The sequence below is a fragment of the Cupriavidus metallidurans CH34 genome (assembly GCF_000196015.1).
GTDB lineage: Bacteria > Pseudomonadota > Gammaproteobacteria > Burkholderiales > Burkholderiaceae > Cupriavidus > Cupriavidus metallidurans.
The window spans coordinates 13,912-37,898 of the sequence record NC_007971.2 but is presented as its reverse complement, the minus strand read 5'-3'; the positions used below and the strand labels follow the sequence as shown (position 1 = coordinate 37,898).

The 23,987-nt window shown below is 58.3% G+C and carries 38 protein-coding genes; 15 read left to right on the top strand and 23 right to left on the bottom strand.

The genetic code is table 11. The features are described from left to right. Positions 1 to 4 precede the first annotated feature (4 nt). The 4 genes from RMET_RS29880 to RMET_RS29865 all read right to left on the bottom strand — a co-directional run bounded on the left by RMET_RS29880 (position 5) and on the right by RMET_RS29865 (position 3,680). Positions 5 to 364, bottom strand: a complete 360-nt coding sequence (locus RMET_RS29880; protein ID WP_011229310.1) for a hypothetical protein — start codon at positions 362 to 364, stop codon at positions 5 to 7. A gap of 47 nt (positions 365 to 411) precedes the next feature. Next, positions 412 to 1,698: a hypothetical protein gene (locus tag RMET_RS29875; RefSeq protein WP_035884192.1), complete on the bottom strand. Its 1,287-nt coding sequence runs from the start codon at positions 1,696 to 1,698 to the stop codon at positions 412 to 414. Between the two features lie 366 nt (positions 1,699 to 2,064). Next, positions 2,065 to 3,003, bottom strand: a complete 939-nt coding sequence (locus RMET_RS29870; protein WP_228026875.1) for a hypothetical protein — start codon at positions 3,001 to 3,003, stop codon at positions 2,065 to 2,067. 227 nt (positions 3,004 to 3,230) lie between these two features. Next, complete coding sequence (locus RMET_RS29865; RefSeq protein WP_011514800.1) at positions 3,231 to 3,680, bottom strand: hypothetical protein; 450 nt, start codon at positions 3,678 to 3,680, stop codon at positions 3,231 to 3,233. A 283-nt stretch (positions 3,681 to 3,963) separates the two neighbouring features. Here RMET_RS29865 and RMET_RS29860 point away from each other — a divergent pair, with 283 nt between their 5' ends. The 5 genes from RMET_RS29860 to RMET_RS33820 all read left to right on the top strand — a co-directional run bounded on the left by RMET_RS29860 (position 3,964) and on the right by RMET_RS33820 (position 6,044). Then, a complete protein-coding gene (locus RMET_RS29860; RefSeq protein WP_011229308.1) occupies positions 3,964 to 4,461 on the top strand; it encodes a hypothetical protein in 498 nt (165 codons plus the stop codon). A gap of 76 nt (positions 4,462 to 4,537) precedes the next feature. Next, a complete protein-coding gene (locus tag RMET_RS33825) occupies positions 4,538 to 4,726 on the top strand; it encodes a hypothetical protein (protein WP_152564866.1) in 189 nt (62 codons plus the stop codon). Further along, on the top strand, positions 4,723 to 5,001 hold the full coding sequence (locus tag RMET_RS33230; RefSeq protein ID WP_011514799.1) for a hypothetical protein: 279 nt from the start codon (positions 4,723 to 4,725) through the stop codon (positions 4,999 to 5,001). The genes RMET_RS33825 and RMET_RS33230 overlap by 4 nt, the downstream gene beginning before the upstream one ends. 61 nt (positions 5,002 to 5,062) lie before the next feature. After that, a complete protein-coding gene (locus RMET_RS29855) occupies positions 5,063 to 5,359 on the top strand; it encodes a hypothetical protein (RefSeq protein WP_049799860.1) in 297 nt (98 codons plus the stop codon). Positions 5,360 to 5,732: 373 nt separating this feature from the next. Continuing rightward, positions 5,733 to 6,044: a hypothetical protein gene (locus tag RMET_RS33820; protein WP_049799859.1), complete on the top strand. Its 312-nt coding sequence runs from the start codon at positions 5,733 to 5,735 to the stop codon at positions 6,042 to 6,044. Between the two features lie 568 nt (positions 6,045 to 6,612). Here the strand turns inward: RMET_RS33820 and RMET_RS34320 are convergent. The 3 genes from RMET_RS34320 to RMET_RS29835 all read right to left on the bottom strand — a co-directional run bounded on the left by RMET_RS34320 (position 6,613) and on the right by RMET_RS29835 (position 7,903). Beyond that, on the bottom strand, positions 6,613 to 7,260 hold the full coding sequence (locus tag RMET_RS34320) for a hypothetical protein (protein WP_202127000.1): 648 nt from the start codon (positions 7,258 to 7,260) through the stop codon (positions 6,613 to 6,615). A 77-nt stretch (positions 7,261 to 7,337) separates the two neighbouring features. After that, positions 7,338 to 7,709 (bottom strand): type II toxin-antitoxin system VapC family toxin, encoded by a 372-nt coding sequence (locus tag RMET_RS29840; protein WP_011229306.1) that lies wholly within the window; start codon positions 7,707 to 7,709, stop codon positions 7,338 to 7,340. After that, positions 7,706 to 7,903, bottom strand: coding sequence for a type II toxin-antitoxin system VapB family antitoxin (locus tag RMET_RS29835; protein ID WP_011229305.1), 198 nt, complete (start codon positions 7,901 to 7,903; stop codon positions 7,706 to 7,708). The genes RMET_RS29840 and RMET_RS29835 overlap by 4 nt, the downstream gene beginning before the upstream one ends. Positions 7,904 to 8,068: 165 nt before the next feature. Here RMET_RS29835 and RMET_RS29830 point away from each other — a divergent pair, with 165 nt between their 5' ends. The 5 genes from RMET_RS29830 to RMET_RS29810 all read left to right on the top strand — a co-directional run bounded on the left by RMET_RS29830 (position 8,069) and on the right by RMET_RS29810 (position 11,526). Next, the gene (locus RMET_RS29830; RefSeq protein ID WP_011514795.1) at positions 8,069 to 8,794 is read left to right on the top strand and encodes a type IV toxin-antitoxin system AbiEi family antitoxin; all 726 of its coding nucleotides are present in this window, start codon (positions 8,069 to 8,071) and stop codon (positions 8,792 to 8,794) included. After that, positions 8,791 to 9,741 carry a nucleotidyl transferase AbiEii/AbiGii toxin family protein gene (locus RMET_RS29825; RefSeq protein ID WP_011229304.1) on the top strand — a complete coding sequence of 317 codons (951 nt, stop codon included), beginning with the start codon at positions 8,791 to 8,793 and terminating at the stop codon, positions 9,739 to 9,741. The genes RMET_RS29830 and RMET_RS29825 overlap by 4 nt, the downstream gene beginning before the upstream one ends. A 33-nt stretch (positions 9,742 to 9,774) precedes the next feature. Continuing rightward, positions 9,775 to 10,044, top strand: coding sequence for a hypothetical protein (locus tag RMET_RS29820; protein ID WP_124682103.1), 270 nt, complete (start codon positions 9,775 to 9,777; stop codon positions 10,042 to 10,044). Positions 10,045 to 10,332: 288 nt separating this feature from the next. Next, on the top strand, positions 10,333 to 10,641 hold the full coding sequence (locus RMET_RS29815; protein WP_017514069.1) for a hypothetical protein: 309 nt from the start codon (positions 10,333 to 10,335) through the stop codon (positions 10,639 to 10,641). 438 nt (positions 10,642 to 11,079) lie between these two features. Continuing rightward, positions 11,080 to 11,526: a hypothetical protein gene (locus RMET_RS29810; RefSeq protein WP_011514792.1), complete on the top strand. Its 447-nt coding sequence runs from the start codon at positions 11,080 to 11,082 to the stop codon at positions 11,524 to 11,526. Positions 11,527 to 11,557: 31 nt separating this feature from the next. Here the strand turns inward: RMET_RS29810 and RMET_RS29805 are convergent, their stop codons facing one another. From RMET_RS29805 to RMET_RS29775, 7 genes are all read right to left on the bottom strand, one after another. Beyond that, a complete protein-coding gene (locus RMET_RS29805; RefSeq protein ID WP_035882430.1) occupies positions 11,558 to 11,887 on the bottom strand; it encodes a hypothetical protein in 330 nt (109 codons plus the stop codon). A 75-nt stretch (positions 11,888 to 11,962) separates the two neighbouring features. Further along, positions 11,963 to 12,181 (bottom strand): hypothetical protein, encoded by a 219-nt coding sequence (locus RMET_RS29800; RefSeq protein ID WP_017515791.1) that lies wholly within the window; start codon positions 12,179 to 12,181, stop codon positions 11,963 to 11,965. A gap of 2 nt (positions 12,182 to 12,183) precedes the next feature. Beyond that, a complete protein-coding gene (locus RMET_RS29795) occupies positions 12,184 to 12,426 on the bottom strand; it encodes a hypothetical protein (RefSeq protein WP_035882428.1) in 243 nt (80 codons plus the stop codon). A gap of 12 nt (positions 12,427 to 12,438) precedes the next feature. After that, a complete protein-coding gene (locus RMET_RS29790; RefSeq protein WP_011229302.1) occupies positions 12,439 to 12,660 on the bottom strand; it encodes a hypothetical protein in 222 nt (73 codons plus the stop codon). A 29-nt stretch (positions 12,661 to 12,689) separates the two neighbouring features. Continuing rightward, the gene (locus tag RMET_RS29785; protein ID WP_011514788.1) at positions 12,690 to 12,953 is read right to left on the bottom strand and encodes a hypothetical protein; all 264 of its coding nucleotides are present in this window, start codon (positions 12,951 to 12,953) and stop codon (positions 12,690 to 12,692) included. 230 nt (positions 12,954 to 13,183) lie between these two features. After that, positions 13,184 to 13,399 carry a hypothetical protein gene (locus RMET_RS29780; protein WP_017515860.1) on the bottom strand — a complete coding sequence of 72 codons (216 nt, stop codon included), beginning with the start codon at positions 13,397 to 13,399 and terminating at the stop codon, positions 13,184 to 13,186. Between the two features lie 17 nt (positions 13,400 to 13,416). After that, a complete protein-coding gene (locus tag RMET_RS29775) occupies positions 13,417 to 14,034 on the bottom strand; it encodes a hypothetical protein (RefSeq protein ID WP_035882427.1) in 618 nt (205 codons plus the stop codon). Positions 14,035 to 14,653: 619 nt separating this feature from the next. Between RMET_RS29775 and RMET_RS29765 the strand changes: the two genes are divergently transcribed. Both RMET_RS29765 and RMET_RS29760 read left to right on the top strand, forming a co-directional pair. After that, on the top strand, positions 14,654 to 14,926 hold the full coding sequence (locus tag RMET_RS29765; RefSeq protein WP_011229299.1) for a hypothetical protein: 273 nt from the start codon (positions 14,654 to 14,656) through the stop codon (positions 14,924 to 14,926). After that, positions 14,923 to 15,102 (top strand): hypothetical protein, encoded by a 180-nt coding sequence (locus tag RMET_RS29760; RefSeq protein ID WP_011514786.1) that lies wholly within the window; start codon positions 14,923 to 14,925, stop codon positions 15,100 to 15,102. The genes RMET_RS29765 and RMET_RS29760 overlap by 4 nt, the downstream gene beginning before the upstream one ends. A gap of 64 nt (positions 15,103 to 15,166) precedes the next feature. Here RMET_RS29760 and RMET_RS29755 read toward each other — a convergent pair whose 3' ends face one another. The 9 genes from RMET_RS29755 to RMET_RS29720 all read right to left on the bottom strand — a co-directional run bounded on the left by RMET_RS29755 (position 15,167) and on the right by RMET_RS29720 (position 21,478). Beyond that, positions 15,167 to 16,336 carry an FtsH/Yme1/Tma family ATP-dependent metallopeptidase gene (locus tag RMET_RS29755; protein WP_011229298.1) on the bottom strand — a complete coding sequence of 390 codons (1,170 nt, stop codon included), beginning with the start codon at positions 16,334 to 16,336 and terminating at the stop codon, positions 15,167 to 15,169. A 69-nt stretch (positions 16,337 to 16,405) separates the two neighbouring features. After that, positions 16,406 to 17,107, bottom strand: coding sequence for a hypothetical protein (locus tag RMET_RS29750; protein ID WP_017511143.1), 702 nt, complete (start codon positions 17,105 to 17,107; stop codon positions 16,406 to 16,408). Positions 17,108 to 17,174: 67 nt separating this feature from the next. Continuing rightward, positions 17,175 to 17,483, bottom strand: coding sequence for a hypothetical protein (locus RMET_RS29745; protein ID WP_017511142.1), 309 nt, complete (start codon positions 17,481 to 17,483; stop codon positions 17,175 to 17,177). A gap of 468 nt (positions 17,484 to 17,951) precedes the next feature. Beyond that, on the bottom strand, positions 17,952 to 18,215 hold the full coding sequence (locus tag RMET_RS31900) for a hypothetical protein (RefSeq protein ID WP_011229296.1): 264 nt from the start codon (positions 18,213 to 18,215) through the stop codon (positions 17,952 to 17,954). A 136-nt stretch (positions 18,216 to 18,351) separates the two neighbouring features. Beyond that, positions 18,352 to 18,480, bottom strand: a complete 129-nt coding sequence (locus RMET_RS34420; RefSeq protein ID WP_017511125.1) for a hypothetical protein — start codon at positions 18,478 to 18,480, stop codon at positions 18,352 to 18,354. Positions 18,481 to 18,505: 25 nt separating this feature from the next. Then, positions 18,506 to 18,733 (bottom strand): hypothetical protein, encoded by a 228-nt coding sequence (locus tag RMET_RS29735; RefSeq protein ID WP_017511124.1) that lies wholly within the window; start codon positions 18,731 to 18,733, stop codon positions 18,506 to 18,508. An 80-nt stretch (positions 18,734 to 18,813) separates the two neighbouring features. After that, positions 18,814 to 19,182, bottom strand: a complete 369-nt coding sequence (locus tag RMET_RS29730) for a hypothetical protein (protein ID WP_011229295.1) — start codon at positions 19,180 to 19,182, stop codon at positions 18,814 to 18,816. 53 nt (positions 19,183 to 19,235) lie between these two features. Next, positions 19,236 to 21,173, bottom strand: a complete 1,938-nt coding sequence (locus tag RMET_RS29725) for a UvrD-helicase domain-containing protein (protein ID WP_011514783.1) — start codon at positions 21,171 to 21,173, stop codon at positions 19,236 to 19,238. Between the two features lie 35 nt (positions 21,174 to 21,208). Beyond that, complete coding sequence (locus RMET_RS29720) at positions 21,209 to 21,478, bottom strand: hypothetical protein (RefSeq protein ID WP_011514782.1); 270 nt, start codon at positions 21,476 to 21,478, stop codon at positions 21,209 to 21,211. A gap of 550 nt (positions 21,479 to 22,028) precedes the next feature. Here RMET_RS29720 and RMET_RS34315 point away from each other — a divergent pair. From RMET_RS34315 to RMET_RS29705, 3 genes are all read left to right on the top strand, one after another. Continuing rightward, positions 22,029 to 22,364, top strand: coding sequence for a hypothetical protein (locus RMET_RS34315; RefSeq protein ID WP_017512990.1), 336 nt, complete (start codon positions 22,029 to 22,031; stop codon positions 22,362 to 22,364). A 190-nt stretch (positions 22,365 to 22,554) separates the two neighbouring features. Then, the gene (locus RMET_RS31895) at positions 22,555 to 23,292 is read left to right on the top strand and encodes a hypothetical protein (RefSeq protein ID WP_049799858.1); all 738 of its coding nucleotides are present in this window, start codon (positions 22,555 to 22,557) and stop codon (positions 23,290 to 23,292) included. 318 nt (positions 23,293 to 23,610) lie between these two features. Next, on the top strand, positions 23,611 to 23,895 hold the full coding sequence (locus tag RMET_RS29705; RefSeq protein ID WP_011514779.1) for a hypothetical protein: 285 nt from the start codon (positions 23,611 to 23,613) through the stop codon (positions 23,893 to 23,895). Positions 23,896 to 23,987: the final 92 nt, after the last annotated feature.

Below are 23,987 nucleotides of genomic sequence, written 5' to 3'. Positions count from 1 at the left end.
TCCGTTACGCCGCTGCTGCAGTGCTGGAGCCTATGACGTTCAGAAGGTCGTAGACCGTGTCGTAGATGCCTTCCCTGCAAACGAAGAAGATCGAGCCGCCGGCGTCGGCCTTGAGGAAAGCCTGGCGAACGAGTTCCTTTGCCTTGAACTTGGATGCCACATCGATCAGCTGAGGCGAGCCCTTGCCGAGCTCCTTCAATCGCTCGTAAGCCGCCTGCCCAACGGGCGTCAGATACAGCCCTTCGCGTACGACATTGCCAATGCCGAGGCCTACCGCGAACTTACCCGCCGCGGTTACGGTGTCCAGGACCACATAGGACTCGAGGTACTTCGCCTGGTCTTTGATCTCGCTGGATATCTTCATTTCAACTCAGTCTGTTTGCTCTGATAGCGTAGTCAGCAAGGCTGCACTCACCTGTCGAAGTCCATGCCACGGTCTTGCGAGGGAGTTTCGCGGTCATTCTCAGGTTCCGGCGAAAGCCCGAACCGTTGGAGGTAGTGGTCCGTGACCGTCGAGAGCAACTGATTGCCGGCTAGCTCCTGACTCAACTCCATCGCTCTTTCCGCTGTGACCGAGACAATGAAGAGTGGCTTCTTTTCCGCAACGTCATCAAGGTAGGCCAGGATCTCGCTTGTATCTGCGAACGCCCCAAATTTCTCGGAGGCAACGATGGCGTGGCCCACCAGCAGTTCTGGTAGACGGATGCCGAGATCGGACAGTTTTGCTGTGAGGGGCTGTTGCTTCCCGCGAGGCAACCGGCCTACCAGCACCGAAGGAACATACGGTAGGTCCTTCGAGTACTGCATGTACAACCCGAATGCTCCTTTACTAGGCTCGTGCACCTTGGAAAGCGCGTCAACCTGCAACCCATCGCCATTTTCCTGAGCATAGTTAAGGGTGAACGGGCTTTGGCCCGATCTTGCCTTCTTTGCCTGTATCCAGAAAAGGCGAGCAAACCCATTTGGCACCAGTCCTTGTCCAGCAACAATCAGCAGAATATCGGCGCCGACAGCGGCCTCTTTCATTCCGGGTTCGCTTTGCTCGAAGATGGCGTTGTAAGCGACCTGGAGCTTCCCACCGTCTCTCGTACAGATCGGCGACGTTCTCGTTTCAGATTCCAACTTCGCCAAGAAATCCCTAGAGATTCCGTTCTCGTCTTTCGCGACCTTCGCGGCCTTCACCGCGGCATGAGAGGCATGGACCAAGCACCAGTACAGCGTCCAGATCTCTGGCACTGGAAACCTGTCCGCGTTGCTTGCGTCCGATAACGATGCGCCACCACCAATAAGTCCACGTAGAACCTTCAGCGTAGTTTCGTAGATTCCTTTTGGCGTCTCAGGCGGAAATTCCACTAGCGCGGGCGAGCACCAATCCTGCCGGTCCTGACGCATTCTCGCCTCGTCTTGCAATCGCCTGATCTCTCCCCGGCTCTCCGAAAGGTCTCGCTTGACCGTCTTGAGCTCCGAAAGCAGAGAGGCGACCGCCTTCCGGCAGTCCCGCAGGCCAGCCTTGAGCCTAGTGGGCAGATCCTTGGAAGCGTCAGCCTCTCGCAAATCCAGATCAGACATCAGGGTAGAAACAACCTTTGTCAGATCGCTCAGGTCAACATCCGTGGCTAGTGGTTCAGGATTTTGATCGCCGACTGCCCTCCTAAAGCCCAGGGAAGACAACAGAGATTTGATGAACGGCTGCTGCATGACAGGTCCAGTATATTTACGTACCACGTATCGCTACGCGTTATGGATCATACGTTACATCTTTAGATTTGCCAAGAAGAGCTCCCGGCGTGCGGCGGAGGCCGGGACTGTCGCAGACAATCGCTGGAGCCTAGAAAGCCAAAGGCCCGCACGATCTTTCAATCGTGCGGGCCTTCGACTGCAAGTGCGACCTTTCGATCGCTTCCCAACCTCAGAGGAGAATCTGAGACCGATGTGTGTCGGTATGGGACTATTAGACATGAGGATGGCACCCTTTGCAAGGAACATTACCCCGGGGTAACGCCACGCCCCGGGCAGCAAAGGAAAAAACGCCGCGGAGAAGCTCCGCGGCGTGCTGAACAACAGTTACTGGCAACGGAAGACCGCAAGGCCTCCCACGTCTCCGCTGGTCGGGGTAACGGTACCGTACGCAATCACAAGATAGGGTTTGCTCAGGTCCGAGCCAACCGTCTCTGCAATCACGGACGAACCACCGCCCGTGGTCGGCATGTCCACCAAGATGTTGGCTTTCGACACAGTCACACCATGGTCTGCGCCGATATCGAGCGACAGATTCAGCGTGATCACCTTCGTTGCCAGGTTGATGATCGCCGAGCTGCCCGCACCATTGAAGGTGCCAGCGGCGATCGAACCATCCAAGCTCGTCGGTTTCGTCGATGCCTCGTAGGTGCATGCCAGCGTGCCGGTGCTCGGGCCCGAATACAGATCCAGGGGGATGCCCACTGCATACGGCGCAGCCTGGTTGGCCCGGAGCGTCTGGGTGTTGTTGACCGTCGGTGTCGTGACGTCGAACGAGCCAACCTTCCAGCGGCCGATCGCATACTGACCGTTGCCGGCCACATCATCGATTTCAGCGACGTCGGACAGCTTCACCGACATTGCCCCATTGCTGGCTCCCAGCGTGGTGTACGCCCCTTCTGCGGTAACTGCCTGCGCGGTCGCAGGGACAGTCAGAGCCGAAAGGAAGTTCCCAGCTAAGCCCGTCGGCTTCAGTGCAGTGCCGGCAAACAGCGCGGTAACATTCTGCGAGCCAACCAGCGATGCACTGCCGGTAACCGTCAGACCAGGCGTCGTGGGACCCGACGGATTGGACGGCGTCGTAGGACCAGCCGGCTGCGCCGGCTCTGCCGGAGTCGGGTTCGACGGGTTACCAGGCTGCGGAGTCGAGATAATCGGCGCCGAATCCGGCTTTACCGCATCCTCACCACCACCGCCGCAAGCAGCGAGCGCCAACGATGCTGCCAAGCCTGCCAGAATTGCAAAGGAACGAGTCGATTTCATCATGAGTACATCTCCTTGAACGGTTGAGTTGGGCATAACAAAGGTGTCCCGCCGGATTGGCGGTTTGGAGCCTTACGGGCTTGTTATGGAAAACAGGGGGAGATAAATCACCAGGCGCCGGGGATGACACCGTTTGTTGTAGGCAGGCGTGGCACTAAGCGAGAGCTGCAAAACAAAAGGCCCGCAACCTCCGAGGGGAGAAGCGGGCCATGGGCTAAATCACGCCTTGCTCAAGAAGGAACGAGCTCGCGCGCAGATTGTTCGTATTCCTGTTCGTAGTACTGGCGAACATAGGGTTCCTTGGCGAGGAAAAGAACTTCGCCATCAACTGCGGAATCGAACTTGCTTCGCAATTGATTGAAGTCGACATCTGCCGTCTGGATAAGGTAGCCCCCATACTTGGGATAGTCCGTGAACCGGAAGATTCCGTTGGGTTGCACCACCAGTTCGCCGTTCTGGAGCTTCAGCTCTTCCTCGATCCAGCCGGGTCCCCAAGCTGGGTAGTGGACCGTACGAGCTTCAGTGAGCTTGTGCTCGTTGCATAGATTGATGAGACGACTGACCGTTGCTATGAACGCGCGATCAATGTCAAACACAGCGAAAGTCGGAGCTTCGGAACCGTCGATAGTGCCACTGGCACCGATTACTGCCCTCGCGCTATTCACAATTTGTGAGCTCATTTGAGATCCTTCGTCAGAGTTAGAGTTGCCAGCGACTAGAAGCCTTGAGCTGCACCAAGGCTATACATCCTCTTGGCGTGGGCGACTGCGCACTCTTCATACACTGAGCGATGCGGATCTTCCGCAAGGCCGCATGCCTTCAGATAGTGATCAATCAGGGCCATCAATCTCGCTTTGGTTAGGGTTGAAGATCGTAAGTTCAGGAATGGACACTGGGTTCTTGCCGCTTACAAGCTTACCGATACGCATCGCACCATGGCTTGGCTCTTCCGGGATCTTTGTGGTGGACGAAGAAACGGCCACGACGCTGCCGAGCGAGTATCTGGTGCCGGCCGTCGACACTGATGACATTGTCGACGGTCGCCTTTGTACGCCGCGGCGATTCGCCATCAGGACGGCGCCTGGTGTGACGCCGTGCGATCGCGTGATTGAGCACCTGCAGCGCCATATGTACAGGATGGCGGCACGGGGCCGGCGGGGTACCTTCTGGCTACCGCCGGAGACCTTCCATCGCATGGATCTGTCCCGCGAGACCTTGCTCGTGCCGCGGATCGCCACGTCGCCTAAAGCCGTGCGCGTCCCGCCCGGCATTCTGCCGATCAACCACAACCTTAGCATCGTGTGCGGTGAGCCCGGCGTGCTTGATCGAGTCGAGGCCGCGCTCCGCTCGCCTCTCGCGGCGCAATGGGTGCGTGACTACGCCCCGCGCCTGGAGGGAGGCTATTTCTCGCTGACCACGACGTTGCTCAGGAAGATGCCGATCGACGCTCCGTTCGCTTGAACCACCTTTTGACGCGGACTCTCGCGCACACAGCCATCTCCGTGAATTCCAACGCCAAACACGACTTGGGGGCGACATGAAGCAACGTAAGAAGCCATCTGTATCTCGGCTCACTAAGGGCCTGTGGCGCCAAGCGCACGACGCCGAGGAAAAAGCGGCCAAGTTGCGCGAGCTGGGATTTGATCGCTACGCGAACTCAGTTGCAGCTGCTGCAAGAGCTTTTTCCGATGCCGCAATGTTCTTGGAGGCGAAGGCAAGTCAATGACCGAGGATTTCTCGTCGTTCCTGGCGACGGATGCGCGGACCAAGCGGCGACTACCCGTTGACCTACAACGCTTGTGGAGACTGAATCGTGGATTGTGCCCGGTACATGGCCAGCCGTTGAGCCTGTCGATCCAGGCGGAGCCGATAGACCGTGCGCGCGACCTCTCTCCGTTGGAATGTCCTGTTGCTGGTTGCAGCGCCAAGGTTTCAGCGTGGGACTGGAATCTCCCGGGCAATGAGAATCGCCCCTATTGCATCGAGAGCCTTGGCGACTGAGATCGTTGCTATGTCGCGCAGACGTTGGAAGTGTGAATCTCTTTCGGATGGATCAAGTCACATGCGAATCGAATTCTGCCAGCAAGGCACATGGGTCGCGCTAGAAGCGGCCCGCGCGTGGTGCCGCGAGAACGGTTTATCAGTGGGGCAGTCATGTGCCACCGGGCCGTCCGGCCTGCTCTTCGGGAAAGTCGACTGGATTGCGAAATGGCGCAATCTCGCCGAGGACGAACGGGACGCGCTTCACGGGACCATGAGTGGCGACTTCCGAGAGGGCCCGATCGTGATCGTTCTCAAGGATGAAGCAGTCGCCGCGCACATGGCCGTCATGAAGGCCAAGAATCCTCCAACGGCTTAGGCTGCCCCAGGGCGAGACGGTAGCTATGCGAACCACAAAGACAGTGTATTTCACGATGATCTTGCATCCTGCCTTGGGATGGACGCGAGTTGGGAATGCCTATCCGAGCAAAGCGGCTGCGAAGGATTGGGTGCCGTTCGTTCGGAGGGCGTGGAGGGGCCTTCGGACCAGAGTGGAGCCGTGCACCTTGCTGTTTGACGATGGAGTACTCAGCGAAGAGTCTCGGCGCGTGCTCGATCAGCAGTTCAACCTTGACGCGCAGGCGCGAGCGCCGCAAACGTCTTGAAGATTGCCCTGTCCCCGCAGGGTCGCCCTGATCGGCAAAAACGTGGAATGCCTCGATGCCCTACCCATACAGATGAAAAGAATCAACATGCGTGCCGTCTGCGCCCACATCGCCGTTGCTGCTCTGGCCTCGCTGCCCGCAGTGACGCTCGCGTCGACAAACGACGAAGCGCTCGCAATAGCTCTAGCCTCTTCCGGCGAGCCCGTCGAGCAAACCCTCAGCCCTGACCAGGCATTCCTGCCCACGGTGAAGCAGATCGGCCGCGACGTTGAGCTCAAGTTCGCGGTCGCCGCCGGATATCCAAAACGCTGCCCATGGATCGCGCGTGCGCGTGCGACAAATGAACTCGTGTCCAATCGAGCCACGCCCGCGCACGCTGGGCAGCCCGCGCCGCGCTGATGGGCCGCTGGGGTTTGCTCAAAAGGTCCGTGCTCGGGACAGACGATTACAACCTTCGTGTGCGTCGCGGCATATGCGACGCGGCTGTAGTCGTATCGCTCCCCATGCACCGAATGGGCTTTGGCAATGAAGCTATCGGCCGTACCGCGCTGGCGATCTGCGCCGAGTGTGATTGCACATTTTGGGCAACCGCTACCGGACAGGTGTCTACGCGGCGTTTGCTCAAACGGCCCATGTACCGAGCAGCGTATTGTGAGCGGGGTCAGTGCGTTGACCAGCGAGGCTTCGGCGTAGCCATACCGATCGCCATGGAGCGATCGCGCTCGGTCAACGAATGACTGCAGTGTGTACGGTTGGACGCCGGCGCAAGCTCGACAGCCCTTTCCCTTGTAGTGATTGCTGGGCGTTTGTTCAAAAGGCCCGTGAGTGCGGCAGACGATGGTGAGTTTGGAATTTGAACCACTGTAGATGGCACGACTGTAGTCGTAGCGGTCACCGTGCACCTCGAGCGCGCGGGCAAGAAAATCAGCTTGGGTAACTTGGCGCATGGTGCAAGGAAGGCATCCGCCTATGCTGCGCGCTTCGCGGCTGCCGCCGCGAGTTGACCGAGCGGGTTAAGTACTTCACCTCTTGAAAGCTTGGGCATCATCTTGGCCATGCCAGTCCGCTCATCACGAGGGAGCCAAAGCTCAAACGTCGGATCGCCCGTCCACGCGAGAAAGCTGCGCGTGACAGTAGCCTCAGTTCCGTCGCTGAACCGGACGAGCATCGAGCCGTCTTCGCCGGCGACCGACTCCACGCCTGGCAGTGACGTTGCAAGGACCTTGGCCTCTTCGTCTACCGTATTCGGTGCGTCGCCATTGACAACTTGTACCGGGGCCTCAATGGTCTTAATCTGATCCACCGTCTGGTGGCTCACCGATCCTGTTTTCGTCATCGTCGCTGCGAACACCACCGCGAGGTCTTCTGCGATCCGCATTCCGAGTGGTTCAGCCTCATGTTGCGCGCGGTCGTTTGGCGCGGCCATTCTCTCGGCAATCGCGCCCAGAACAACCTTCCCGGCCATCATGAGAGCCCGCGCCTCAGCGTCTCTCTCGTTTTCAGCCTGAATAAAACTGGCGTACTGCGCGGCAGTGCCTCCAATCGGTTCATCCGGGATGATCGGGCTATACGATCCATCCGGATTCAACAGGTGGTGTTTGACTTCCATGGTCATTCTTCTAATTCTCCTGTCCACCAGAGGGCCGGCCTGGTGATTGACTGCACGGCCGGCCGCTTCCGCACTACCGCGAGCTAGTGCGAAAGGACCGCGCCGAGACAGAGTTCATCAGCAACTTTCTTCAATCGCTTGTCACGCGTCCAGATGGCGATGCCTGGTTGGAGACGCGCGGATGCCAACAATGATGTATCGCCATATCCGATTCCACGGTTGAACAAGCCTTCGCGCTCGATCAAATACAGGGTCTCCTCTGGTGTTGCGACAGGCGCTCGCGGCAAATCGCGCAGAGCGCCAAGCACGACATCTCGGTCCCGCAGACTACCAAGCGAAATCTCACCGATCACATAGGGATGAATCAGCACACGCTCCTGGGTTAAGAGGCTGATCAGCATCGGATCAGAAGCGTTGAGGTGGTCAATCCAGACCGACGTGTCGACAAGAATCATTTGGTGTCCTGCCGGCGACGCGGTACCCCTTCGATGCCCGGTTGGCTCCCGCCAAGGTTCGCGAGTCGTTTGGCGGCTTCACGCTGGATCAAGGCCTTTAGCGCCTCGCGCACAAGTGCCGTTTTCTCTTCCAGCCCCGTATAGGCTTGGGCCTTGGCCAACAGTTCATCGTCAAGCGCAATGGTCGTACGCATAGGAGCCTCCGCAAGTACAAGCACAAATTATAGCATCCAATGATGACGTGATTGGTGCCCCTTGGTATGTAAGAGCTCTGTGCGCTCGATGCCTTTCACATTTTTCATGCAAAAACGTACACTTTGGCGAGGGTTTTTGCATCAGTAATCAACTAGAATGGAGAAATGCGTAACAAGCCACTCCACAATCTGATGGCGCAAGCGCCACGCGGCCAGCCGATGGACACAGAGATGCTCCGCGAAATGGGCGTGTCTGAGCGCTCCCTTAGCCATATGGTCAGCGAGGCCTGGCTCGAACAACTCGGGAGAAGCGCCTATCTGCTCCGGGGCGACAAACCAACCCGGGACGGAATCCTGGCGTTCTTGAGCCGACGGATCAAAGGGCTGCACGTCGGGGGGAAAACTGCCCTGGATTGGCAAGGTGTCCGCCACAACATCGCATTCCGAGAGAAGGTAGTGCTTTGGGGCCAGAGTGCGTACAGATTTCCGGACTGGGTCGGCAAGCACCTTACCTATAGCTATCAGACGACCAACCTGTTTGGCGAGTCGTTCCCCTACGATGAAGGCCTGAAGCCGCTGCCGAACGGAAACCCATCTGTTCTCGTATCCGTTCCTGAGCGCGCGTTCCTCGAGCTCGTGAGCGATGTCGGCAAGAACCAGACTCTCGAAGAGGTGGAGAACATCATCGTCACGATGCGAAGCCTCCGCCCACCGGTCCTCCACATGTTCTTGGACAGTTGCACACGCCTGAAAGTCCTCAAGCTAGTGAAGGTCTTGGGAGAGGAAAGCGGCTTTGACTGGGGAAAACACCTCCAAGAACATGTTGATCTACGCGTCGAAGCCAAACGGTTGTCGAACAAGCTGAAGCACAGCATCGCACAAGAACCATGAACAATACCTATCTCGACACCGTCCGCCTGCTCATTGATATCGCGCCGCCCGTCTTCGATACTGACAAGTTCGCTATGAAGGGGGGAACTGCCATTAACCTGTTCCTCCAGGACCTACCCCGCTTGTCCGTCGATATCGACGTCGTGTTCACCGAGCACACGATGGACCGCGAAGCGGCGCTCCAGAGCATCGGAGAAGAGCTGGCCCGCGCAAAAGAGGCGATTGAGAAGCTGGGATACGAGGCTCATTTCACGAAGGTCGCATCGAACAGCAAGATCAAGGGGGACGACGTCAAGCTGACAGCGGTATCTGCCGATTCGTCCGTGAAGGTCGAAGTCAACTATGTGTTTCGGGGCACGTTGCTGGCCCCTGTGATGCATGAACTCGTGCCAAAAGCACAGGAGCTCTTCAACAAGTCCATCTCGGTTCCGGTCCTTCAGAAGGCAGAGCTGTACGGAAGCAAGCTGGTTGCCGCGATGGATCGGCAGCACTCGAGAGACATCTTCGATGTCATGCACTGCTATGAGATGTTCGGCCTGCAAGCCGATTTCGTCGACTGCTTTGTCGGCTACCTGGCAGGACACAATCGACCAACCCATGAAGTGCTGTTCCCAAAGCAGAAGAACCTCGAGGAGAGCTACGGCGAGTTTGTGGGTATGACAACTGAAGAGGTAAGCCTCGACCGCCTGGTCGCCGTCCAACAGCGGCTTCAGACCGAATTGCCCGCGGCGCTGACCCCGGCTCACCGCGATTTCCTCATCTCGTTTGTGAAGGCAGAGCCCGACTGGACTCTGATGCCGGCCTTCCCTCACCTCAAGGACTTGCCGGCCGTCCGTTGGAAGCTCCAGAACATCATGAAGCTGAGGGACTCGGGGGACGCCCGCTTCGCAGACCAAGAGAAGTTGCTCCGCGAACGTTTCGATGCACTCCTCACGACAACCCAATAAGGCCGACAAATGATGACGGAGCAAACGTTCCTAATGCGTATCGACGAGACCCGCATACCGGAATGGGAGGCGGACAACATTCTGCAGAACCTGAGCATCACGGCCAACGAGCTGCTGCAGGGTTTGAACCATGTCGACGCGGACCGCTCGCTCAAGATCTCTCCGAGCGCATTGCGCGCCCTAACCCGCGCCACTCCTGCCTCACTTCGCCCGAACGTTTCGGCACCACCAAGGATCGGTAGCCTGCCGATGCAGCACGAGCGCCCCGTGATCGGCGGGCAGCCGGTGGAGTTTATCCAGTGAACAAGACTCCCAAAGACTTACTGGCTCCCCTTGGGCCAGGTATATTCGCCGTTATTGCGGTGGCGTCCGTGTTGCTGGTGTTACGTACTTGATGGCGAAGTCCGGCGGCGCATCGTGATTGTTTGAAACCTCGCAGGCGACTCCCGTCATCGTCGGAGTCGCGTTGCTTCTCACCGGAATTCCGCTGCATGTCTGCGCTCGCCGGATCTTTGGCAAGAACTAATCGGAATGGCGCCAGGCGCAATCTCCTCCCCGCCCCAGTCACAAGAAACAGGTACAGGAGTAAGGATGAAACGCAGTGATATGATCGGCGCCCTGATGCTAGGTGTCACGCTCGCGGCTTTCGTGATGGCGTGCATCAAGAGCGGGGTGGGCCTTGCCTTCTGGAATCTCCCTGCTCTATCGGAAGAGGCCCGCGCCGGGTTCGGGAAGACTTTCCTGATGGACTTCATCATGCTCAATGTCTTCTTCGTGGCAGGGCCATTAACCCTTTACCCACTGTTTGGGCAATCCCAATTTTTCGCAGGCCGACCACAAGGTGAGAGCGATGGCGCGATCCATCCGGGAACACACCTGAACGGGATGGTTGAACGATGAAGAGGCGAACTCTGAAAACCTTGACGCTGCTGGTCGGTGCCGCCCTCAGTTTGGCAAGGGTGTCTCACGCAGGTATGTTGGAGGACATCGGCGCGGGAGCATACAAGGCAATCGGGTCGCCCGGCTACACCACGGTAATTCCACCAGGGACGCGGCTCGTGGTTGGTGGGGAAGCTACAGTCATCAGTGGTAGCGATCTGTGCCCCAGCGAACCAGTGCCGCCATCAAAGTACCTCTGGTTCATGGGTGGACATCCTGTGGACGGATCAGGTTGCGTCGTCTTCGGCCCAGCCACAAAGAGTGTTCCCGTTTCCCTCTACGGTTCAGGCGGCAAAAAGACGTCCGAGACCTGGTCCGTTGAGCACCTGGAACACAAAGGCATTCCAATGATGCGACTCAAGCGCCCAAACGGCGATTTCGTGGGGGCTGAAAACTGAAATGACGTATCCAGGCACCGCGATCCCACGTCCATCCTGGGAATACGCACAAGAACCATTCGATCCTGACTATACCTTCAACGTGGGTGGCCGTACGACTCGCCATATGGCTACGCCGCTTGATGAGGAGTACATCACCGAGCCGATTGACTACGTCCGCGTAGGGGCCATACCGCCAGAGGAGCGCGAGGCCCGAGATCACGTGATCGTCGCGGTCTTCCTGCGCAAGCGCGTGTCAATTCTTGATTTTTGTTTGAGCCTGGTCTTTCGCGAGACCAAAAGCTATCGCGTATCACGCGAGGCATTCACAAAGCTGGAAGCCTTGTGTTCTCGGTCGCGAGCACATCGAGCGGCATTCCTCAGGATGGCAAGCGGCGTAACACTCCCGGAGCACGTTCGGGATGAGTTGAGAGAGATGGTCAAGCGCACTGATACGCGCTGCCAGTGAATCGAATGGCTATTCCTCTTCGCTGGTGAAGCTACTCTGGGCGCTGGGGATCGACCACACATGGATTCGATTTCAAGTAAGCAAGCATGTCTTCGCCTTGGCCTAGGACCGCCGCGCTTCCGTGTTGCTGTCGCGTGATCTCAGTGCTGCCGGCGCCTTTGGAACGCAGCATGATCAAGGTCAGCGGTTGTCGGAACCATGCGTAGCCGCCTTTGGAGCTAATGTAGCCGCTCATCTTCGGTTCGCTCACGCCCAAGCTGGCAGCAGCTCTTTCGGCGCCCTTTTCATAGAGACATCCGAACTCTGCAGCCACGACAAATTTTGCATTTGGCGGTTCGTGCGCCAATTCCTGTTGCGTCATTGCGCAGCCTGTGACAGCCGAGAGGACAAGTAGTGATGCAACGCACTTTGCTACGCTCATTTGGTCCATTTCCCATCAAATCGCTTGCTTCAGTACGGCCGCGCGATACTGTGAGCGCAGTAGCAGATCCGGAACCGGCGCAAGCAATTCAGCCATGAATTGGAGCTCTACGCAGGAGTCCACGCCGTGTTGCCGTGCTGCCCGATTAAAGGCGCCCTGCGCGGCCTCGAATTGCGTCTTGTCGCCTGACGCCAAGCCGCGAATCGCGACCCGCTCTGCTTCAGTAAGGATCATGCTCATTCTCCCTTGATCGGGTCATTGGGCAACCACATCAGCGCCCCGTCTCGTTCATTGCCAGCGATGGTTGTCCAGCTCCGGCCTTGTTCATCGAACGCCACGCAGCCAGGCTGCCAGCGTTCTGGATTCCTAAGCTCGTTCACCCACCCCTGCGCCTTGCCCTCAAAAACCACTATTACGCCGCCGCGGCCAACGTAGCCCCACTGTTGGCGCCAACGCCTCGCTTCGTCGATCAAGCTCATCGCCGCTTCCGATCAGAACGGGGCCGGCGCTGCACCGACACGCCGAAGCATCGTGTGCACTTCGTCCAAGCCAAACATCGCCATGGGAGGATGGAGCTCACCACGAATGAACGCCACATACACGGCCGCGTTGTAGGCGGCAAGGCGCTCACGATGCAGCGCCTGGAGCCCCGCCACGAGCAAAGTACGGTCGGCTTCGCCAACCATAGTTCTCAGCTCTAATTCGTTGTCCATTTCGTCTATTCCGTAGTGTCAGTGCGGTCCTAGCCGTCGATCAGGCTGGACAAATGGGACAAGACCCGGCGTGCAAACTGTGGCGCCGCGTCTTTCGCTGCATCAATGGTCGGGAAGCCGCCAGTTACAAAGCCGAGATACAGCAAGTCGAATGCGCCAGCATCGTCGGTTATCGCTGCCATGTCCTGACCAGCAAAACGGGCATACTGTGCTACGGCAGGGTTATCACCGTGCCACTTCTGCTGTGGTGCAGACATCAAGACCTTGCCGCCACCATGAAGTGCGAGTTCCATAGCTCTTCCCATACAGGCACCACAAACGACGCGAAAGCCGTTGCAGTGCTGAGCCCAATTGTGGTCAACGCAACCGAGCGATTGAGCGGTGCAATTACACCCATGCAAAAGGCCGACACCACGAGCAATCCGAAGAGTGCCAGCCCGATTTGGCCTGCTAGTGATCCTGCCATACTTGACCTTTCCCTTTGTTACCGGGCCGCCCTTCGTCCAGCGTATCGCCTTCTCCTCTACACGGGGGGAGCTTCCCGGTGCGTCTTCTCGCGCTCGCTCTCGAAAAGGCGCTTGCCTGTCTTGTGATGCTCCACCCAGACACGCCACCCGTTCTTGTCGATGACTGCGGCTACGTGAAGCGCGGACTTGCGGGCCTGAGGATTACCCGCATCGCCAACAATGCGGGCAGTATTTCCAAGCATGTACATCACGTTCCAAACCTTGGTACTCATCCTACGGCTCCTGTGGTTCAAATGACTCGCAATTCCGAGGCCTTGAACACGCCGCGCCAAGGGACCAGGTTGGCGCCTTCGCCTCGCCAGATGCGACGCCACCAGTTGGATAGCTTTTCGCGTTTGTAGCCGTCGAGCAGTACTTCCACGCCGCCATCATCGAGCACATACCTGACCGTACCGGTCTGGCCTGACCGATAGCGCCAGAACCGCCTATCAATGTCCTCAGCGATCACGACGCGTACACCCTTGCCGAACGCGCACGCCCGTTTGCTATTGTCGGCTGCGACCGTGTCAACGGTGGCCTCCGCCAACCACTCCTGCCGGCCCGCGAGCCATTCTTGATACTCTGCAGACGTGAGATATCTAGCTCTCTCATCGGCTGCGCGCATCGTCCGCTCGCTCCATTCCGATAGTACGAGCGCCAGCTCAGACTCACCTGACTCTGACTTGTGCTGTGCCAGCAGGCTGGCTTCCGCTGCCTGCGCACGCCAAGCGTCGACCTGGCGTTCATGGAACTCTACTATCTGCGCGTTCGGAACGCGTCCGCCCGCATCAGGTTCAGGATGCTTGGCCTTGATCCCGCTGATCGCTTTGCCCACAGCGGCAAGCGGTGTTTCGATTGTGGCAGTCATGGTTGCGATTTCTATGCCCAAGCGTCGTTGATCAGTGCCGCAAACGTGAGCAATTCCGTGTCGTGCCGCAAAAACGAACTCGATGCAGTTAAAGCAGCGTACTCCCATCGCCCTTCTGAAGCTTCCCGCTGCGCAGGATTGGCGCCAAGAATCGCTGATAGCCCTCCCAACCTTCGAAGATCTCAACATTCGGATGATGCCGCTCGAGATCCCCGGTGATGCGGAGGATGACTACACCATCGCCGGCGCTCAACATGCGCCGCAACATTTCCGCATGGCCCTGTCGACTGAGCAAATATCGCTATTGCTATACTCAACGCATATACCTACATGTTATGCATCTTGTTCGATTGAGTGCTATTTGTCAAGATGACAGCAAATCGTGCGAAGGTGGCAAGCAGCCGCTGCGGGCCGAGCGGGTCCAAATCCTGCAGCAACTCGTTGGCGGTGACGCTCACGTTCTACTGAATGGTCTTCTGTCTATCGGCCGGCCGGCGACGTCCATTGAGGCACCACCCCAACTTATCCCCAGGCGTTGCGCATTCCTGTGTTGCCAGGTCTATGCAAGGAGGCTTGGAGCCCTGGGGTTCCCAGGTGCTTAACTCAACACAGGAGAAACATGGCTGAAACGAAACATCACAAAGCCTGGTGGGCGCCCGTTGCGCACTTCGCAGCACATACTGTCGTCGGCACGTTGATCTTCTTGATCATCGGTAGCGTCGCTGTCGGCTTGTCTTTGCTGATCCGGTTCCTGGAAACGGTCGGGATACCGACCTTTACCCTCCAGGTGATCTCGTTCCTTGAGCACACGATCACCATCGTTGACGCGGTGTTATACTTGGTCTACCTCGGTATCACTGGATATCGAGCCGTCAAGGAGATGCTCGAATGACCAAGACCAGCTTTCGCTCGGAGTTTGTTACCGCAGCTCGGGAAGCCCCGCGTCTGTTCTTCGCACCTCTAGTCGGTGCTATCCAGGCAGTGCGCAAAGAAGCTCGCCGCACACCGACCGAACAGAACAAGGAAAAGCAGGATTCCCTGCATGGCTTTCGGAAACAGCGCTCTTAACGACTGATTTCTAACCCACAGAAACCGCCGGCGCTATGCGTTGGCGGTTTTTTTATGCCCGACGTCAAGCGCCCGGGATCTGGCGCAGCGGCGTGCCATCCATGTGGTCTGGCCAAACTGGCGTCGGCAGCCCGCCCGTGCGCACCACGCCAGAAATCAGGCCAGCCAACTGCTGGTGATCAAGGCAGTCCACCTCCTCAAGGCAGTCAGCGATCCGCTCGACGACATGCCAGTTTGCCCGCATAAAGCGTGTGAGCACTGCCAGCATGTGTTTCTTCAACGCTGCAACCTCCCTCTTGTTGGACTCGATCTCCAGCTCGGTACTTGGATTGGCGAAGTACACAACATCGGTGCGCAACAAGAGGTATGGGCCAACTAGCTCACTCCAGCCCTCGAGGTCTCCGGACACGCCCATGCCGTGAGTCCCTGCACGCAAAACCTCCGCTACCATTCCAGCGAGGTATGTATGCATTTTCCACTCCAGCATGGCCATGCTGATATCACCCTCCTTCAGAGTTGGCAGCGAAACCTGCCCCAGGTTCGGCGAGATGGTGTCGAAGTCAATATAGGCGATCGCGTCCTCTGGCACCCGATCGCCCAAGCTGTACATCAGAGCATGGCCAGCCTCATGAATTGCCACGCCTCTGTACTGCCCTCTAGCTGGGCGCGAAGCGAGCATCTGGTGATATGGGGTCTCGAACGCATAGTGATTGGTGCGCAGCCGCAGCAATCGGAAACGCAGAAAGAGCGAGAGCGGATGGGCAAACGCCAGCACAAGCGCCGCGACGACGAGTACTCCAGCGACTAACGCTACAGGATTGGCCTGGTAGAGCGCCGCCGCACGCTCCCAACCCAACCACGTGACACCGGCGAGGAGCATCCCGTACAACGTGCCGGCCGTCACCTCCCCCAGCAGCGTCGCTCGTTGAAATGCCGGCATGAGAAACCACGTCGCACCGCTCAGGGTAAAAGCCATGCCGATCGCTCCGCAGAAGATCCGGCCGGCCGTAGACCTCGCATCGATCAGGGATGGATCTCGCACAGCGAGCCACAGCACTATCACACCCGCGGCGAGTAACGCGGCGTGGCCGGCTTGGAGAAAGCGCCGTGTGTGGGAATCATAGGTCCGCCGTAGCTTCGAACGGCCGAGGATGTAGACGAGCTGGAAGAACTTCACGGGCCCGTCCTTGAATAGGATCTTTGCCAGCGTGAGGGTCAGGCTATGGCGACGCATGCGTGCTCCGGTTCGGGCGCCCTCTTCTCCGCGGGCTGCGCGCTCCGCGAAGTCCAAAATATCCCGGCGTCAGAACGTGTCAGTTCCAAACATATTGCCGTTGACGTCCACATAGGTGCCAGCAACCATCGGCATCCCGTTAGCAGGGTTCACGGCCGGCGAGTAGGATTGGCCTCGATCATAGTAGTCGTCATCTTCGTCTACTGACGTGTAGGCGGTTGCCGCACCCAATCCGGCGGCAGCGACTACCCCCGGAGTGTAATCATGATGCACATCATCGGAGGACGGCGACTGCCGTACGTGAGCGGCCTTGCGGGCTTCCTCGCGGCGAGCCAACTCCAGGTCCATACGCGCCTTAACAATGACGTAATCCTTGTTCATCTTCCGGATCGTCGCCAGTGTGATCTCGTCTGGGCGCATACCCATCTGCGCAGCCAGCCAGCCCACCGCCTTGTAGCGGCCAGCGTCAATCATGTCATCACGAATCTTCTTCTTCCCAATCGCAGACTTGAGTTGCAGATCCAAGAAGTAGCCGCCTAGCCATGCAAGCGGCAGCCCAAGCAGCAAGCCAGTTGCCCCGTAGATCTGCGCGGCGCAGGTTAGACCTACCAATGGCACAACAAAGGTCGCTGCCTGGCGAGCCACTTCGTAGCGGACCTGGCCGACCGGTCGCTTCGGGAGGGGAACTCTTTCCCAGTAGAGTTCATTCTGACCTCTACTGATCAGCAGATGCGCCACTTCCAGAAGCTCGAGTGGCATGACGTCTGCCATAGGATCTCGGCGAGTAGCCCGGCTTGTGCTCATTGAAAACGTCCCAATAGGAGTGAAGTGCGGAGCGTTACTCGAATATTGCCCTCAGCACGTCGAGAATCACGACGACTACGCCCAGAACAACTGTTGCGACGGTAGCGACCGTCCCGAAGTCGCCCCAAGTAATGGTTTCATCCCCCATCAGGATCAAAAAGCCACAGAGGAGAGCAACGCCCGCGAGCGCCAGTGGAAGAGCTCGGCGCCAAGGGGAAGAGACCCACCACAGGAACTGCGCCAAGTATGCAAACGGCAGCTTGGCTGCCTCGTAGACGCGCCTATTGATGGGTGGTGGCTCCCCAGTCGAGAGCCAGTCGTAGAACTTCTCTTGTTTGCTCATGTTCTCACAGTATTCGAATCGTCCGATATCGCCGGCCCAGAAGTAGCGGCGTCGCCGTTGTCCTCCGCGCCAAACCCGCGACCAACGGCAACATGCCAGGGTTCGCGATCGACACTCAGCCGTCTAGTGATCAGTTTGTCCAGGCACTCTGCGATGGGCGCGAGATGCTGCCAACGCGTCGCCTCGAGTGCCATCTCGCTGATCGAGATATCTTCGGTTACGGAAAGGCCGGCTCCCCTGTAGCGACGGGCGGCGCCCCAGAACTCGTTGGCGCTCTCAACTTCGTGGATGGGGGTACGTGTCGATTGTGTGTACTTGGACTACAGTCGTTGTTGGTTTGCCTCACGCGGGCCACGCACCGCAACCTTGCAGCGACCTACTCTTCCGTCTTTTCCCTTGTTTAGCAGCATGCATTTCAGCGGCTGCCGAGCACTATCAAGGAGAGGAGAATTCCAGACGGAGCACGGCTCAGCGTGTGAGCAGGGTGCCAACAATCGCCGCGCCTACCGCACCGGTGAAGCTAAGTGGCTTGTCTTTCGGAATCGCGCCAACGCCGGTTGCAATGTGATGCAGTAACTCGTTCTGCTCGCGAAGCATGCCTACTTGCATAGCCATGAGCCTGTCTTGTGGAGACGGCTCCAGGATGCCGACCGCCTCACAGATGCGCTTGATGCCTTCCTCGTACGCCGTTTGTTTTGCCGACTTGTTCAACTCTTCGAGAAAGTCGAGCATCTGCCCTCGTGTCGGTTTCGTCCTCAGTAGCGCAGACAACCGTGCGGTCAATGCTAGAGATCCATCGCAAAGCTCCCGCGCTCGTGCAATTTGGTCTTGTCCTGCCGGATTTTTTGCCAGTTCTTGCGGTTTCATGTCACGTCAGGATGAATGTGTGGACCAGATGCGCAGCACCGATAGTCAATACAACGCTTGCCACGGTTACCGCCAACGCGAGCAGCACAACCGAGTTTCGGCGATAGAACTCCATGGCGTACTTTTTCATGGTTGATTGCTCTCGAGGTCTCGCATTACAGGGCCGCAATGCCCTCTTCCGCCATGCTCGCACGTACCTCGGCCAACTCCCGCTTCGCAGTAGCCAGATCCGAGCGCAGCTCCGGTACCGGAATGACACTGCCTTCAGCAAGCTTGCGTTGCAGGCTCTCGATCCTGGCGATGCAGGCTTCTTCCCTGTGGCGAAGCTCAGCTTCCTTGGTAACGAACTGGGGGAACTTCGAACGTCCCGACTCTGCACTCATCGCCGCAATCCTGAAAATAGATTAATAACACGTATGTATAATACGTGAGTGGTAAATGTTGTCAAGCCGATAAGCTTCACTCAGGCTGAGACACTCCGCCGGCGGGCCGCGCTCCTTGTCGGACGCGGGGCGTTCGGATGCAGATCCGCATCCTCCTTCTGGATCACCACCATGCCCTTGTCGACGAACGTGTTGATCTCGGAGAACATCCGCCTCTGCACCATGCGAGAAAGGCCGATGCCGCCATCGACACCCAGGCCATCCTGCCACTGGCGGTCCGCGTCGACCGCAACCGCCCATTCACGCAGCACTGCGCGAGCTGCCGGAACAGTGCCGCGGATCTTCGCAAAGATCTCGAAGAGGTCTGGGTCCACGGAAACCGAGCTGCGCTTCTTGCGCCCGTCGACTTCGCGGGTGTACTTGATGCGGATGAAATCGTCTTTGGCCATGGCCCGCTCCCTTGCGCGGTCTCTTCTGGATTCTGGTGGTTGACCGGCCGCCGTCAGGCACCGGCCAGAGCGGGCTCTTCCGCCTGCGCCGTCTGCGGCAGAGCGGCGACCAAGGCAGTGAGCTCACCCAGCTTGGCGAGGACCTCGTCACGGGTATTGCCCGCCATCAGCAAACCCGTGTAGTTCCCTGCTCGTCCGAACTCGAGCAAAACGGCACCGGTTTCCTGTTGCACCACGTCGATGGTGACTCCGTTGGACATACTGACTTGTCCTGCATGCATGAGGATCTCCTGTTTGTTAGGTAAAGGAAGCCGCGGCACGCAACTCGGCCAGGGCGACCTTCCGATTCGTGCCGATTCCGAGATAGATCTCTCGGAACGCGACGTACGAGAAGGCGGAAAGGAAACCGGCACTTGCGCCAGCGCGACCACCGGTGCCTTTTGTTCACGTGTGACATTTTCCGCTACATCACACGTATACACAACCGGCACGTAATCAAAACCCGGAATCTGGCCAAGCTGCTCCCCCACTTGTTCGGTGCTCCTCTCGCCCGGGGTTGGCTGAGCTTCAGGCACGCGATCCCCTAGGATCGCGATGATGTCCTGCATCTGGGCGTTGAGCTCGATAACGTCCTCGGCTCGGGTGAGTGCCACGAACAGCAGGTGCAGTTCCTGGACCAGTTCGGGCGTATCCAGAGTCAGCAGCTCGCCATTGGCCGTGACGAAGTCTTCAAAGTCGTCGAGCAGCAGTACCTGGCTGAATTCGAGACCCTTCGCACGATGGGCCGTCGAGAGCAGAACGTCAGCGTGCTCTGCTTGTTCCACTGCTTCCGCCTTGATCCTCTCGACCAGCGACGGGATCGCGCTGCGGTACTCCTTCACCACACCGATCAGGGAGAGAATCTCCTTGTCGTCAACGCCCGTCGCGTACTCCTCGAGCTTCTCCAGCGAACCAAAGGTCTTGAGCAACTGGTCCTTGACGGCGGCCGGCTGGCCGCTCATCAGGTTCCAAACGTCCACCAACTTGTCAAATGGGTAATTACTGAGCCCACCGACAAAGTGCAGACGCTTGTTGCCCAGCATGGCGACAGCCTTGTCGAACAGCTTGGCGTTCGTGCGGCCGATGACCGCGTACGGCTTGGAAACGTCGACCGTGTAGCCAGTCGGCCGATCCGGGAAGGCACTGTACACAGGTCGCTCTTCGCCGCGGAACGCGGAGAGGAGCATCGTGGCCAGCCGGGCAATGCCAGGGCCGAAGCGATGGCTCTGGGTGAGGTAGACCGTTTCATCCGGTTGGATCATGTCCATGGCATTGACGGCACCCCGGAAGGCAAAGATCGCCTGATACCGGTCGCCGACGATCACCACAGGGCAATTCTGGGCAAGAACGATCGAGGTCGTGACCGGGTTGGCGTCCTGGCCTTCGTCGAACAGGATGCGATCGTAGCGACGCGACAGGTCCGGCTTCGAAAGCTGGAACAGCTTGAGATAGCCGTCATGGGGCATGGGAACGTTCTTGCGGCCGAGATCCTGCATGGCCTCCCAAGCGAGCCGGCCCCACTTCAGGGTCTCAGCGACATCTGCCTCGGCGATCGTGTCCGGCACATGGTGCGGCTCGAAGTCGGTATCCGCGGAGAACAGAAAGCTCGTGACAGTCGTCACCAGGATACTGGCAAAGCCGATCTCGATGCCGAAGGCGCGGGCGAAGTCGCTCGGGCGCAGGTCGCCCAGCTTACCGGCGTCCTTGAAGCGACGGCCGAACGACCACGCAAGGGAGTGAGTGGTGCGGCATTCGACGTTCTGGGGGAACTTGCCCTCGGCTTCAGTCTGGAGAGACTTCGTGTAGGTGAGGTACAGGATGCGCTCCGAGGGACGCACCAGGGCGTACTCCCTCAGGGTGAACGTCTTGCCGGCACCCGGGCAGGCCTGGACCACCAGGCGACGGACGGCGCTGTTGATCGCGGTAAGTTGTTCGTGCGTAGCCTTGCTCATCTCGACCCCTTTCATCCTTTCCAGTTTCGCCGCGCTTAGTCGTTGTTGCTGTCTTGGCCGTTGAACCCCCAGACGTCCTGCCTTGCATCGCCGATGCGATTCTTTTCGAAGGTCGGATCTTCCGGGGTGGTGGCGGGCACGTCCACGAGACCGCCCATGAACAGCGGGGACAGCATCAGTGCAGCGCACACGTACAGGGTCCACTTCAGCCAAGGCAGGTCGCGCAGCACGGGCGCCAGCACGATCGCCGCTGCTACCAGCACGACACCTCCAATCATCAGACCAACCTTCACCTTCGTACGCATCTCATACCCCTTCATATGTGGCCAACCATTTATACCCATCATACGCACAGTACTTAGATCAATCAAGCAAATTATGCATACGTGTTACGCATGGGTAGAGCAACACCAACATACACCGCACCCAGACCAGCGAAACAGCAACGGCCAAGCATTTACTCACCGACGCCGGTCATAGAACCCGGTACGGTCACTACTTTGCGACCGCACTGACCGACATGTCGACGGACCCGGTGACCATCGGTACTACGACAGAGATTCACGAGTACGCGTTTGATGTACGGCTGTCCTGCGCGGTGCGCGTCAAGGCCACCAGCAAGGCGGAAGCAATCAAGTTGCTCGACCGTATTCAAGGCAACTCCGCCAACCTTGGTTCATGGCCTAACGGCGACCCTGGCACGCACGGACGCTCCTTGCGCGGGAACCGGGAGATCTCCCGTCTGGCCAGTCGCAGCATGGACTGGTCCGCATCGGGAAGGCGAGGAGCCGTAGCCGATGATGAACGGACGGGAGAAGTCAGACTCCGCCGTAGTAGCGAAGAAAGGAGTACGAAATGACAGGAAAAGCAGCAATTTCAGGCGTCAGCGACGAAGCGGTCGCCCTCGGCTTCACCACGGACAGGGAGATGTTCAAGCATCGAGATTGGCTCGACGAGCACGGTACTCCCGAGTACAAGGCTTGGGCTAGCAGCTCCCGCCAGACAGGCATTCGACCGCTTAATGAGACAGAGATTGTCCGCCTCGATGCCGTCATCGAGAACGAGGCCAGATGCAATGCGTCGGGAACGTCGTTCTCGGACTACGACCTCGAACTAGAAGGCCGCTGGATTATGGGCTGCGCCCCGTATCACGCCGGCTACCTGAGAACGGCGGCTACAGGCCAGGTTTGACAAGCCGATTGAAGGAATGTGGTTCGGATGCAGGCGTCCAAATCGTCCTAGCTATACGCGAGAGAGCAGTTCAGTAGTTTGATCGAACGCCAGACCAGCGAGCTGGCCGCTCTCACCCCCGATCCGGTGGGTGGCCCATTTCCCGGGCACCCGGCGCAAGCCGGCCAACCTCTCGCGTGGAGCAGCACCAATGGACAAATTCGTCCAAATCATCATCGCCGGCGCGAACATCGCAGGGTGTTCGTCATCTCTCTCGCGTCCAGACTACCGCGCAAGGGTGCAGCAGATGAAAGCAAAACGATGGATGTGCTACGCAATGTTCTACGCCGTGGCAATCTGTGTTGTGATCACGGTTAAAGCCAATCCTGGCCACGGGTACTGGTGGGCCCCTCCCCTCCTGTATGCGCTAATGAGTTGGCCATTCTTCATGTGGTATTACTGCGGAAAATTTCAGTTTACACCGCACTACGTCGAACCGATCGAGCTGCGATGCGACGAGACGCAATTGCCTTGCATCGAAGTCGAGCGCCCCGTGCGCCGGCGAGGACCAAGCTCTCTGGAGCTGCTTCGACGGGCGCCCATGGAGCACCAGCGGCAACCATCTCCGCCGGAGGCGCGAACTCCGAAACGGGTGCCTGCTGCTCAACGGCCGGCAACTCTGCCCACACCAGAAATGGCTGACAAGCCAATGAATGGGAAGCGCGCCTCGGTCTCGAAGCACTCTGTACCGACTGTACCGACAGGCTTGCCTGGGGCAGCGGCAGCGATGACCGACCACGCTGAAGAAACGACCGACGCCGCTAAGGATTACTGGCAGGCCAAGCTCCATCGCCAAGCTCGGCATCCAGATGAGTTCTCGTTACCTCTGTTCCCTGAGGAAGAGAGGGCACTGAACGCGAACATCTCCAGCGAAGATCCTTTCCTTTAACTGGCCCGCCACCCTCCTTTGTAGGGTGGCGTTTTTCTTTTGCTTTGCCCCGTTTTCTGGCCGAGAAACCGAATCTGGACCAAAACGCTCGACGCGCGTCGTTTAAGCCACTTACAGAAGCGAAAAAACGCAGACGTGTTTTCGGTGACCAAACTTGCATTACGCGTTTTTGCAAACAAACCCCTTTAAAAACAACAACTTACGGACGATTTCAATTGACCTGACATTTGTCACGTATCTATAATGCATCTCACCTTGTTACCAACATAACAAGGGCCAAGCACAAACCAAAAACGAATAGCTGCAAGGAAGGTCACGATGAACAAAACCGCCGGGGAAACGTCGCTCGCCACAACAATCGGGATGGCATCCATGGGATGCATCGACTCCGAGGGTCAACCGAAGTGCTCCAAGTTTGTGAACGCCAGCTGCTCGGGGATGCGAGCAATGACGTGTATGAGCAATGCGCTCCAGGACTACCCCGAGGCGCGTGCGGAAATCTTGTTGGCAGGCCTCACCGTTGTAAGCAAATCCTCCAAGAACATCCTCGAGATCCGGAAGTTCGTCCCCCGCATGGAGATGGCTGTCCAGGTCACAGCCTGATCCGTTCCCGCGCGATCGCATCTGCTGTAGTCGCGCCAAAGCCGGCCTGAGGGATTACCCTCCGGTCATTCGTACGTGTTATGTATCCCAAC